Genomic DNA, 12,630 nt, shown 5'->3' on the forward strand with positions numbered 1-12,630 from the left:
CACGTGCTTTTGGCACCTCTTTCTGGAATGTATCGGCCATAGTTATCTCCCTTCCTTACAGAATAATCGTCGAATAAGACAGACGTTTATTCGACAGTCATGTCAGAGTAAAAAACCTGATATTCCCGTTATACTTCAGGCTGCCTGTGCGATGGCTTTGAACTGCTCGTCTAATCTATAAAACGCATAGCCTGACGGCGTGCCAGCCGGTTACCGACCGAACGCCCCTTCGCAGAGCGCTTACGCCCCGCTCTTTACCAGACCCACCTGCCGCACGCCTGGCCTTGCTCTGCGCCCCTCGCTTAACGGCGGTTCAATACGCCGGCATTTTGCCATGCGGCCCGAATTATTTAGGGCATAAATTAAATAATCAAAACCTGTGCTTTGAACGGCGTCCGTCGCGCGCTACGGTATGCAATAAACCTGACCGCAACCTGCCGGATGAACGATTCGCCGCAGGTATCAAAAACCACGACTCTTGTTGAAAGACAAGTCGGTAAATTAATTAAAATGGGGAATTATTTATGTAGAATAATAACCCTGAATAATCACCAATAGTTTAGCAAAATATCGCCAGTTTTATAAGAGGGAAATAATTACACCACCCCCTTCCCATTAAAAAGTCCTGTAACAGACTGCGGCAGACATCGGTTATTTATTGTCAGCCAGAAAGCCTGCCGCTTGTTATACCCGTCATATTTCAGGTTGCACCTGCGTGGGTTACGCCTCTCATCTATGAGAGATGCCGGAACGCCGCTCCCGAGCGCCACCTCACGTTGCGCTACCGCCGCGGCCGGACAGACGCCTCCGGGAGCGCCTTTTTCCGTTGATGAACCTCTTTTGCATCGCGGCAGTTTATTCACTTTGAAAATGTCTACCGGTTCGCAAGCTGGTGGTTTAGTCACGCGCCGGCCCTCAACCTGAGCTAAGGTTTTTTTTGATGGCCAATACCGTTCTCAAGGAGATGAATCTGATGCGTAGTCCCGCTTTTTCCCGCTACGGCACGCTGCACCTCGCCGTAAAGTTTGCCGTGACCGGCGCTCTTCTGGCCTTCGTCTCGCTGGCAGCCAGCGCGGAAGAGACCCAGCCCGCGCTCCCTCAGCCCCCGGATATTCTGCTGGGTCCGCTGTTTAACGACGTGCAGAACGCGAAGCTCTTTCCCGATCAAAAAACCTTTGCCGACGCGGTGCCGGACGGCGATCCGCTGACGATACTCGCCGACTACCGGATGCAGAAAAACCAGTCGGGTTTCGATTTACGCCACTTCGTGAAGGTCAATTTCACCCTGCCGAAGGCGGGAGAAAAATATGTCCCGCCGGCGGGCCAGTCCCTGCGCGAGCATATTGACAGCCTCTGGCCGGTGCTGACCCGCCCGGCGGAAAAGGCCGGAAAATGGGATTCCCTGCTGCCACTGCCCAGGCCGTACGTGGTGCCCGGCGGGCGCTTTCGCGAGGTCTATTACTGGGACAGCTATTTCACCATGCTGGGGCTGGCCGAAAGCGACCACTGGGATAAGGTTTCCGACATGGTGGCGAATTTTGCCTGGGAAATTGACACCTTCGGCCATATTCCCAACGGCAACCGCAGCTACTACCTGAGCCGCTCGCAGCCGCCGTTCTTCTCCTTTATGGTGGAGCTGCTGGCCCAGCATGAGGGAGACAGCGCGCTGACCAACTATCTGCCGCAGCTGCAGAAAGAGTACGCATACTGGATGAAGGGGGCGGAAAACCTGCGGCCGGGCCAGCAGAACCTGCGGGTCGTGAAGCTGGACGACGGCACCCTGCTCAACCGCTACTGGGATGAACGAAACACGCCGCGGCCGGAGTCGTGGGCGGAAGATATCGCCACCGCCAGGAGCAATCCCCATCGCCCGGTCGGTGAGATCTATCGCGATCTGCGCTCCGCCGCCGCTTCCGGCTGGGATTTCAGCTCGCGCTGGATGGATAATCCCCGGCAGCTCGGCACCCTGCGCACCACCCGCATTGTGCCGGTGGATCTGAACGCCCTGCTGTTTAAACTGGAAAAAACCCTGGCCCGGGCGGGCAAGGCCGCAGGCGATCCGGCGCTGGCCGAACGCTACGAAGACCTCGCCGCAGCGCGCCAGCAGAGCATCGAGAAATACCTGTGGAACGATAAGCAGGGCTGGTATGCGGACTACGATCTGCAGAGCAACAGGGTACGCGATGGGCTGACCGCCGCCGCGCTGTTCCCGCTTTACGTCAGGGCCGCCACGCCGGAGCGTGCCGCCAGGGTAGCCGCCGCCGCAGAAGCGCATCTGCTGCGGCCGGGCGGCCTCGCCACCACCGCCGTGAAGAGCGGCCAACAGTGGGACGCGCCGAACGGCTGGGCACCGCTGCAGTGGGTGGCCGTCGAGGGGCTACAGAACTACGGCCAGTCGAAGGCGGCAATGGAGATCGTCTGGCGATTTCTTACCAATGTCCAGCACACCTGGGAGCGGGAGAAAAAGCTGGTGGAAAAATATGACGTCAGCGCCACCGGGACCGGAGGCGGCGGCGGCGAATATCCGCTGCAGGACGGCTTTGGCTGGACCAACGGCGTCACCCTGAAGATGCTCGACCTGATCTGCCCGCGGGAAACCCCTTGCGACAACGTCCCCACAACCCGCCCCGCCGTCACGCCGCAGCCCGTGACGTCCGGCCAGTAGCCTCCCCCCGATAAAATCCGCGCGCGTCGCGGATTTTTCCCGTAGCGCCCTCTCCCGGCGTTTTTGCCGACCGGGCTTTCCTGACTTTGGCGAAATTTGATTCTGAGCAAGTTTTTTATCGATATATATGTAAATATATAGCGATTTACTCATTATTCAGGATGAATTATGCCCATTACTGGCCGCGCTCTATCGGGTTCCCCCTACACAAATCCAGCCCCCTCTTTTTCATCCTCTGCCATAAAGGACAATCATGCTTATTGACGACATTGATTTTGCCGGGCTCTACCGCCAGCAGCTGAAGCTGGCAAACCGCAGCGAAAAAACCCCCGATCGCTGGGATCGGCGGGCGGAAAGAATGGCCGACCGCTGCGCCTCTCCCGCCGACGGCTACCTGCAGCAGCTGTTGGAAAAGATCGACCTGCAGGAGGCCCGTTCACTGTTCGATATGGGGTGCGGGCCGGGCACGGTTGCCCTGGCGCTGGCCGACCGGCTGCCCGCCGTGTACGGCGTCGACTACAGCCAGGGTATGCTGGAGGTCGCGGCCCGGCGCGCCGGGCAGATGGGGGCCGGACACGTGCAGTGGATACGGCGTGCCTGGGACGAAAGCTGGGACGATCTGCCGCGCTGCGATATCGCGGTGGCCTCGCGCTCAACCCTGGTCAGCGATATGCGCGAGGCCATGAGCAAACTCAACCGTCAGGCCCGGCTGCGGGTCTATACCACCCATCTGGTCAGCACCACCTTTATTTCTCCGGCGATTCAGCGCGCCGCCGGGCGTCCGGTGATTGAGCTGCCCAACTACATCTACGCCCTCAACGTGCTTTATCAGATGGGCATTCACGCCCACGTCGACTTTATTCGTGGCAACAGCTGCCAGCGGGACAACAGCAGCTGGGAGCGCTTTGAGCAGAACGTCCGCTGGGGGCTGGGCGATATCAGCGAGGAGGAGCGCCAGCGCCTCTATCACTGGTATCAGCAGCAGGACGCCAGCAGGATTGCCCCCGCCACCCGCGACTGGGCCCTTATCTGGTGGAACTGTAAAGACGAGGAGGCTGAGGGATGATCTTCTTTTCCCGGGCGCAAACCGACGCCTGGCTGCTGGAGGATATTCAGGGGGGCGATCTGACCACCCGGGCGCTGGGATTCGGCGCGCTACCTGGCCGGATAGATTTTTATCACCGCCGGGGCGGCCGCGTCAGCGGTATCGCGGCGGCGGCGCAAATGCTGCGATCGCTGGGGCTGACGGTGGTTGAGCAGATGCGCGACGGCGACGCCGCCGCGCCGGAGCAGCGGCTGATCGGCGCGCGCGGTCCTGCCGGGGCGCTGCACCAAGGCTGGAAGGCGGTACAGAACGTGCTGGAGTGGAGCTGCGGCGTGTCCGGCTATCTTGACGACATGCTAAACATGCTGCATCGCGCGGTGCCTGACGGTCATATCGCCTGCACGCGCAAAGCCATTCCCGGCACCCGGCTGCTGGCCGCCCAGGCGGTGCTGGCGGCGGGCGGTCTGATTCATCGCGCCGGATGCGCCGAAAGCGTGCTGCTGTTTGCCAACCATCGCCGCTTTCTGCCCGACGCCGGGGACTGGGCTTCGGCCATCGCCCGGCTGCGCCATCACGCTCCGGAGAAAAAAGTCGTCGTCGAAGCGGATAACCCGCAGGAGGCGCTGGCCGCCCTGCGCGCCCGTCCGGACGTGCTGCAGCTCGATAAATTTACCCCAGCCCAGGCCGCCGCGCTGGCGCGGGCGGCCCCTGATCTGGCCCCGGACTGTACGCTGGCGCTGACCGGCGGCATCAGCCTGGCAACGCTGGAAAACTACCTCGCCTGCGGTATCCGGCTTTTCATTACCTCCGCACCCTATTACGCCCCGCCCGCGGACGTCAGGGTCTGCCTGTGTCCGGAATGACGCAGGCCCGTAACTCCCTGAAGGAACTAATAATAATGAGATATCTTTATACGGCGCTGTCGATTGCTTTTGCGCCCAGTGCGCTTGCCGCCACGGACGACGATACCATGACCGTCTGGTCCAGCCCCGTTCCGGCATCCGGCATCTCGGTTCTCGACCAGCAAACCCTACAGGATCTGGATAAACAGAACGTTGCCCAGGCCCTGAGCGTGATACCCGGCGTGGTGCTGCAAAAATCGGGCAACCGCAACGAGCTACAGGTTAAGGTTCGCGGTTTTGACAGCCGTCAGGTTCCGCTCTTTTTCGACGGCGTGCCCGTCTATATCCCTTATGACGGCAATCTCGATCTCGGCCGCTTCCTCACCTCGGATATCGCATCGGTTGAGGTGTCCAAAGGCTACTCCTCGCTGCTGCAGGGGCCGAATCAGATGGGCGGAGCCATTAACATCACTACTCAAAAGCCCTCCCGGCCCCTTGAGGGCGGCCTTGGATATCGCCAGGGCTGGAGCCGCAGCAAGGATAACGCCCACGATATGCACGCCTCGCTGGGCGGTCGCGGCGAGCTGGGCTATTTTCAGGTCAGCGGCAGCCAGCTAAAGCAGGACTATCTCGGCCTGCCCCACGGCGTTAATAACCCCCTGACGGCCAGCAACGGCAGGATGATCAACTCCGCTGCCAGCGATAAACGCAGCATCGTTAAGCTCGGCTTTACCCCGCGCGATGGCGATGAATATACCCTGAGCTGGATTAACCAGGACGGACGGAAAAATAACCCACCGTACGCCGGGGTCGGCAGTCAGAAATCGCGCTACTGGCAGTGGCCGCAGTACGACAAGGAGAGCTATTACTATCAGGGCACCACCCGCTTAGGCGATGATCTTACGCTGAAGAGCCGTCTCTATCACGACGCCTTTAAAAACACCCTCATCATGTACAACTCGCTTCCCGACCTGAAAAACAAAAAGGGCAGCTACAGCCATTACTCCGATTACAGCAACGGCGCTGGCCTGCAGCTCGCTGCCGGAGTGCGGGAAAACGACCTGCTGTCGTTCGCCGTCAACGGGAAGGATGACGTGCATCGCGAAAAAGGTGCGCCCCACGCGGCGTATGACCGCTATAAGGATCGTACCTGGTCGCTGGCCGGCGAATATCAGTGGGCGGCGGCCGATAACGTGGACGTGGTCGCCGGGATCGGCTACGACTGGCGCAACAGCCTGGAAGGTGAAAAACACAATAGTAACGGCACTCTCACCCGCTACGACGACAATAAACAGACGGCCTTTAACTGGCAGCTGATGGCCAAATATCACTTTGCCAGTGAAGATACCCTGACGCTCTCATGGGCTGACCGGACGCGCTTTCCAACGCTGAAGGAGCGCTATACTACCGCCAAACCGGCCTATAACCAGACGGCAGTCGTCAATCCGCAGCTCAAACCTGAACGCGCCCGCGGGGTGGATCTCACCTGGAACGCCGCGCTGAACCGAGACTGGCGATTTGAGGCCAGCGTTTACTACAACCGGGTGAGCGACGCGATCCTGTCGCACACCATTACGGCGAACGTGGTGCAAAACCGCAACAGCGGCCGGGTCGATTACCGCGGGCTGGACGTGGGCATCAATGGCCGGATCGCCGGGTGGGCGGAGACGGGGTTCAGCTACGGGCTGATCCATGCTGACGTTAAGCGCCGCGACGCCGGTAAAATTACCGACCAGCCCAACCAGACGCTCAGCGCCTGGCTGACGCTGACGCCGTGGGAGCCGCTGCGCGTTACGCTTTCCGAAGAGGCGCGCTCGGCGTCATGGAGCAACAGCAGCGGCTCGCTGAAGGCCGGCGGCTTCGCCATTACCCACCTCCGGGCCGATTATGCGCTCGGGCGTGGTTTTAGCGTCAACGCCTCGGTGAATAACCTGTTTGATACGAAGTACGCCTATAACGAAGGGTTTATTGAAGCGGGGCGTAACCTCTGGACCGGGGTGGAATATAAGTTCTGAGTCCGGCTGCCGGACGGCAAAAGCCGCTGCCGTCCGGCGCGCGGCTGTGGCCTACATAGCGTCCAGCGCCCGCTGCAGCTTCCAGATATAGCGCGGAGCCTGGGGCGCGGGATGGTTATCCGCCACGTATTCGAAGAACTCGTTGGCGTCCAGGCCGTTAATTTTCTCCACCGCCTTTTTCCGGTCGGCCGCGAAGGTGCGCAGCAGCGCCCCCGCGCCGTTGGCGTAGGAGACCACCAGGGCATACTGCAGCACCTGCGGATCGGTAATACCGGCCAGCGGCCCGTTCTGCAGAATGCTCAGATAGGCGGCCCCCATGGAAATATTGCGCTGCGGATTTTTCAGCTCCCGGGTGGTCGGCTCCCCGCTCCAGCCCATCCGGCGATAGACGTCGCGCCCGGAGGTAGAGGCTTTAAGCTGCATCAGCCCCACGGCGTTTGATTTGCTGACCGCATCCGGATTGCCGCCGGACTCAATGGCGATAATCGCGGTAATGAGCCGCGGGCTGACGCCCCAGGCGGCACCGGCCTGTTCGCTGATCGGCATCCACTGCATTGCGCGCTTCACCGGCACCTCAGGATCCCACGGCGGATTTTTATAATCCCGCTTTGTGCTACAGCCCGCCAGCACCATCACTACAATTACAAAAACAAACCCTCTTAATTTCACGTCATCTGCCCTTCTTGCCAGACCCGGTCGCTGAGGTGACAACGACTTCCCTACGCGGCATGATATACATTTGCCTCCGCTTGTCAGCAAGGAAATACCATGCCCCGCTTTCACTTAATCGCCCCGTCGGGCTACTGCATCAATCAGCAGGCCGCACAGCGCGGTCTGCAGCGCCTTGTTGCCGCCGGCCACCGGGTTGATAACATTGACGTGATCCCGCGTCGCTGTCAGCGCTTCGCCGGAACCGACGCGCAGCGCCTGGCCGACGTCAACGGCCTCGCCGAGCTGACCGCCCCCGGCATTATCGTGATGCCGGTGCGCGGCGGCTATGGTGCCAGCCGCCTGCTGCCGGATATCGACTGGTCGCGGCTGATCGCCCGCCAGCGGCGCGATCCGCTGTTAATCTGCGGCCACAGCGACTTTACGGCGATTCAGTGCGGCCTGCTGGCCCTGGGCGGCGCGATCACCTTCAGCGGCCCGATGCTGGCGGGGAACTTCGGTGCCGGAGAGCTGAACGCCTTCACCGAAGAGCATTTCTGGCGGGCGCTGCGTCACGCGCAGTTTACCCTCGAATGGCAGGGCGACGGCCCCCGGTGCGAGGTCGAAGGCACGCTGTGGGGCGGCAACCTGGCGATGCTGGTTTCCCTTATGGGCACGCCGTGGATGCCGGAGATCGATGGCGGCGTGCTGGTGCTGGAGGACGTCAACGAGCAGCCCTTCCGCGTCGAGCGGATGCTGCTGCAGCTGCTGAACGCCGGGGTCCTGCAGCGCCAGAGCGCCGTTGTGCTGGGCAGCTTCAGCGGCGGCGCGGCCAACGACTATGACGCCGGTTACGATCTGGCGGCGGTGCGCGCCTTTCTGCGCGACCGGCTGGCGGTTCCGCTGATCGACGGGCTGGATTTCGGCCACGAGCCGCGCACCGTAACGCTGCCGCTGGGGGCCAGAGCCGTGCTGAAGAAAGACGAAAACGGCGTCCGGCTTACCCTTTCCGGCCATCCGGTGCTTTAAACATAAAAAAGGGCGCGCTGCGCTAAGTAAATCGCCGTTTCTGCCGCTAATATAACAGGCGGAGCCCCTTAACCGTCCACGGAGATCGCCGACGGCGGTCCTGAAGCGCAGTAAAGGGGCCCCGTCCAGAATCAGTTCACCACCAGCAGCGAAATCGGGGAGTAACAGAACGTTGGATGCCACGGCAATAATCGGTCTTTTCATTTTGGGGTCAGTCCTCGTCACCAGCAGTATTTTACTTAGCTCATTCTCATCGCGACTCGGCATTCCGATTCTGGTTATCTTTCTGGCGATCGGGATGCTCGCCGGGGTGGATGGCATCGGCGGTATTCCCTTCGATAACTACCCTTTTGCCTACATGGTCAGCAACCTGGCGCTGGCGATCATTCTGCTCGACGGCGGTATGCGCACTCAGGCCAGCTCGTTCCGGGTGGCGCTCGGGCCGGCGCTGTCGCTGGCTACCGTCGGGGTGCTGATCACCTCCGGGCTGACCGGCATGATGGCCGCCTGGCTGTTTCATCTCGACCCGATGGAAGGGCTGCTGATTGGCGCTATCGTCGGCTCCACCGACGCCGCCGCGGTCTTCTCGCTGCTCGGCGGCAAGGGGCTGAACGAGCGCGTTGGCTCCACCCTGGAAATTGAATCCGGCAGCAACGATCCGATGGCGGTGTTCCTCACCATTACCTTGATTGAGATGATTCAGCAGCATGAGACCGGTCTGAGCTGGATGTTCGCGGTGCATATCGTGCAGCAGTTCGGCCTCGGCATTGCCATCGGCCTCGGCGGCGGCTACCTGCTGCAGCAGACCATCAACCGTATTTCGCTGCCGGGCGGGCTCTATCCGCTGCTGGCGCTGAGCGGCGGGATCCTGATTTTCGCCCTCACCACCGCCCTGGACGGCAGCGGCATTCTGGCGGTCTACCTGTGCGGTTTCCTGCTCGGCAACCGCCCGATCCGCAACCGCTACGCCATTCTGCAGACCTTCGACGGCCTGGCCTGGCTGGCGCAGATCGCCATGTTCCTCGTGCTGGGGCTGCTGGTCACCCCTTCCGACCTGCTGCCGATCGCCGTACCGGCGCTGCTGCTGTCGGCGTGGATGATCTTCATCGCCCGCCCGCTGTCGGTATTCGCCGGGCTGCTGCCGTTTCGCGGCTTCAAGCTGCGCGAGCGGATCTTCATCAGCTGGGTGGGGCTGCGCGGGGCGGTGCCGATTATTCTCGCGGTGTTCCCGATGATGGCCGGGCTGGAGCACGCCCGCCTGTTTTTCAACGTCGCCTTCTTCGTGGTGCTGATTTCGCTGCTGTTTCAGGGCTCGTCGCTCTCCTGGGCGGCGAAAAAGGCCAGAGTGGTGGTGCCGCCCGTTGGCCGACCGGTTTCCCGGGTGGGGCTGGATATTCACCCGGAAAACCCCTGGGAGCAGTTTATTTACCAGCTGAGCGCCGATAAATGGTGCGTCGGGGCGGCCCTGCGCGATCTGCATATGCCGCGGGAGACGCGGATCGCCGCGCTGTTTCGCGATAACGTGCTGTTCCACCCCACCGGCAGCACCCGCCTGCAGGAGGGGGACGTGCTGTGCATTATCGGCCGCGAGCGCGATCTGCCGGCGCTGGGCAAGCTGTTCAGCCAGTCGCCGCCGGTGGCGCTGGATCAGCGCTTCTTCGGCGACTTTATCCTTGAGGCCAGCGCCAAATATGCCGACGTGGCGCTGATTTACGGCCTTGAGGAGGGCACCGAATATCGCGACAAGCAGCAGACCCTGGGGGAGATCGTGCAGCAGCTGCTGGGCGCTGCCCCCGTGGTGGGCGACCAGGTGGAGTTCGCCGGCATGATCTGGACGGTGGCCGAGAAAGAGGATAACGCCGTACGCCGGGTCGGGGTGCGGGTGGCCTCTGACGACGTGGAGTAGCTGTTTCCGGTCTGCGGCCGGAGGCGCGCGGATCGCCGCATAAGTTACACCGTCACTACAGGCACGCGCGGGGCGAGAGCGCACATCAGCTCATAGCCGATGGTCCCCGCCGCCGCCGCGACGTCGTCAATCTTGATCTCCTGCCCCCACAGCTCGACGGGAGCACCGATTCCCGCCTGCGGACAGGGGGTCAGATCCACCGCCAGCATATCCATCGAGACGGTGCCAACGGTGACGCTGCGCACGCCGTCCACCAGCACCGGCGTGCCGCTGCCAGCGTGGCGCGGATAGCCGTCGGCGTAACCTGCCGCCACGATCCCGATACGCTGCTCGCCCGTTGCGGTAAAGCGTCCGCCGTAGCCCACCCGTTCGCCCGCCCCCAGGGACTGGACGCCGATAATTGCGCTACTGAGGGTCATCACCGGCTTCAGACCGGTGGTGGCGATGTCCTGCCACAGCCCGGACGGCGAAGCGCCGTAGAGAATGATCCCCGGCCGCACCCAGTCAGAATGGGCCTCCGGGTGCCAGAGGGTCGCCGCCGAGTTGGCCAGCGAGCGGCGGCATTCCAGCCCTTCCGCCGCCCTGGCCACCCGCGACATCGCCGCCGCGATCCCCTCCGGCTCCCCGGCGTGGGCGAAGTGCGACATCAGCGTCATTTCGCCCACGTTGGTCATTGCCCGCAGCTGCCGCCAGACGGAGGTAACGCGCTCCGGCATAAAGCCGAGCCGGTTCATGCCGCTGTTCACCTTCAGATAGACATCCAGCGGCGCGCTCAGCCGGGCATCCTGTAGCGCCTTCAGCTGCCAGTTGCTGTGTACGCAGATGGTCAGCCGATAGCGGTCACAGGCCGCCAGATCCTCCGGGTGAAAGAACCCCTCCAGCATCAGAATCGGCCCCTTCCAGCCCTCCTCGCGCAGGATGATGGCCTCCTCCAGGTTGAGCAGCGCAAAGCCGTCGGTGCCTGCCAGCGCGCGCCAGACGCGCTGAAGGCCATGCCCGTAGGCGTTGGCTTTCACCACCGACCAGACGCGGGCCTCCGGGGCGGTCTGGCGCACCACGGCCAGGTTATGTTGCAACGCCTGCAGGTCAAGGCTGGCCAGCACAGGTCGGGTCATGACGTTTCCTTATTTAGTGATGCGCGCCCTGCAGACGGCGGGGGCGCGCCGGGATAAAACCGGAGCCGTAGCGGGCCACCCCCAGATCCTCCCAGGGGATCGCCGGCGTATGGCCGGAAAGCATATCGCTCAGCAGCTGTCCGGAGCCGCAGGCCATCGTCCAGCCAAGGGTGCCGTGGCCGGTATTGAGCCACAGGTTTTTATACGCCGTCCGGCCGACGATCGGCGTGCCGTCCGGGGTCATCGGCCGCAGCCCGGTCCAGAAGGTGGCCTGTTCGATATGGCCGCCGCGCGGGTAGAGATCGCGCACCACCATTTCGAGCGTTTCCCGACGCGGCTGCAGCAGCTCGGTGTTATATCCGACAATCTCCGCCATCCCGCCGACGCGGATACGCCGATCGAAGCGGGTGATGGCGATTTTGTACGTTTCATCAAGGATGGTGGACACCGGCGCGCCATCCTCTTCGGCAACCGGAATGGTCAGAGAGTAGCCCTTCAGCGGGTAGACCGGTATCTCCACGATCCCCTTCAGCATCGCCGTTGAACAGGAGCCAAACGCCATAACGTACGCATCGCCTTTGATCGTCTCCTCTGCGCAGCGTACGCCATAAATCTGTCCGCCGTCGCACAGCAGTTTATCCACCGGGGTGTTATAGCGGAAGGTCACGCCCGCCTGCGCTGCCATCTGCGCCAGGTGATGGGTAAAAAGCTGACAGTCGCCGGTTTCGTCGTTGGGCAGGCGCAGGCCGCCGGTCAGGCGATGAGCCACCTCCCCCAGCGCCGGCTCCACCTCGGCAAGGCGGGCGGACTCCAGCAGCTGATACGGCACGCCGGCATCCTCCAGCACGGCGATATCGCGAGCGGCGTTGGCAAACTGCTGTTCGGTGCGAAACAGCTGCAGCGTTCCGCCCTGACGGCCCTCGTACTGGATGCCGGTGCTCGCCCGCAGGGCCTTCAGGCAGTCGCGGCTGTATTCGGCCAGCCGCACCATCCGCCCCTTGTTTTCCATATAGTGGCTGGTGTCGCAGTTGCGCAGCATCTGCCACATCCATTTCAGCTGGAACGGCGTGCCGTCCAGCCGCACCGCCAGCGGAGCATGGCGCTGAAACATCCACTTGATTGCTTTCAGGGGCACCCCCGGTGCCGCCCACGGTGCCGCATAGCCCGGCGAAATCTGCCCGGCGTTGGCCGCGCTGGTGCCCAGCGCCGGACCCGGCTCCCGCTCCAGAACGGTCACCTCGTGGCCGGCCTGATTTAAATACCAGGCGCTGGCTACGCCGATAACGCCGCTTCCCAGGATGACAACTCGCATAGCTACTCCGTTAACGGTAAAAGGATAATCTTCTGATTACATTTTAATAACCA

General features: G+C 62.2%; 9 protein-coding genes. 6 read left to right on the forward strand and 3 right to left on the reverse strand.

Annotated features, from left to right (window positions below):
* The first annotated feature begins 973 nt into the window (after positions 1-973).
* The 4 genes from treA to GJV78_RS12945 all read left to right on the forward strand — a co-directional run bounded on the left by treA (position 974) and on the right by GJV78_RS12945 (position 6,567).
* Positions 974-2,665: an alpha,alpha-trehalase TreA gene (gene treA / locus GJV78_RS12930; protein ID WP_155108835.1), complete on the forward strand. Its 1,692-nt coding sequence runs from the start codon at positions 974-976 to the stop codon at positions 2,663-2,665.
* A gap of 253 nt (positions 2,666-2,918) precedes the next feature.
* Positions 2,919-3,731, forward strand: coding sequence for a class I SAM-dependent methyltransferase (locus GJV78_RS12935; RefSeq protein WP_155108749.1), 813 nt, complete (start codon positions 2,919-2,921; stop codon positions 3,729-3,731).
* The gene (modD, locus tag GJV78_RS12940; protein WP_155108750.1) at positions 3,728-4,573 is read left to right on the forward strand and encodes a ModD protein; all 846 of its coding nucleotides are present in this window, start codon (positions 3,728-3,730) and stop codon (positions 4,571-4,573) included. Before GJV78_RS12935 ends, modD begins: the two co-directional genes overlap by 4 nt.
* A 35-nt stretch (positions 4,574-4,608) precedes the next feature.
* Positions 4,609-6,567 carry a TonB-dependent receptor plug domain-containing protein gene (locus GJV78_RS12945; RefSeq protein ID WP_155108751.1) on the forward strand — a complete coding sequence of 653 codons (1,959 nt, stop codon included), beginning with the start codon at positions 4,609-4,611 and terminating at the stop codon, positions 6,565-6,567.
* Between the two features lie 51 nt (positions 6,568-6,618).
* Here GJV78_RS12945 and emtA read toward each other — a convergent pair whose 3' ends face one another.
* Entirely contained in the window at positions 6,619-7,236 is a 618-nt protein-coding gene (gene emtA / locus GJV78_RS12950; protein ID WP_167519556.1) for a membrane-bound lytic murein transglycosylase EmtA, read from the reverse strand.
* 99 nt (positions 7,237-7,335) lie between these two features.
* Between emtA and ldcA the strand changes: the two genes are divergently transcribed.
* Positions 7,336-8,244, forward strand: a complete 909-nt coding sequence (ldcA, locus tag GJV78_RS12955) for a muramoyltetrapeptide carboxypeptidase (protein ID WP_155108752.1) — start codon at positions 7,336-7,338, stop codon at positions 8,242-8,244.
* A 172-nt stretch (positions 8,245-8,416) separates the two neighbouring features.
* Positions 8,417-10,150: a potassium/proton antiporter gene (locus GJV78_RS12960; protein ID WP_155108753.1), complete on the forward strand. Its 1,734-nt coding sequence runs from the start codon at positions 8,417-8,419 to the stop codon at positions 10,148-10,150.
* Positions 10,151-10,194: 44 nt separating this feature from the next.
* On the opposite strand, the gene dadX is transcribed toward GJV78_RS12960, so the two are convergent.
* Positions 10,195-11,265: a catabolic alanine racemase DadX gene (gene dadX / locus GJV78_RS12965; RefSeq protein ID WP_155108754.1), complete on the reverse strand. Its 1,071-nt coding sequence runs from the start codon at positions 11,263-11,265 to the stop codon at positions 10,195-10,197.
* Between the two features lie 13 nt (positions 11,266-11,278).
* Positions 11,279-12,577, reverse strand: a complete 1,299-nt coding sequence (locus GJV78_RS12970; RefSeq protein WP_155108755.1) for a D-amino acid dehydrogenase — start codon at positions 12,575-12,577, stop codon at positions 11,279-11,281.
* Between the last annotated feature and the right edge of the window lie 53 nt (positions 12,578-12,630).

The sequence above is a fragment of the Intestinirhabdus alba genome, assembly GCF_009711095.1.
In the GTDB taxonomy this organism is placed as follows: domain Bacteria; phylum Pseudomonadota; class Gammaproteobacteria; order Enterobacterales; family Enterobacteriaceae; genus Intestinirhabdus; species Intestinirhabdus alba.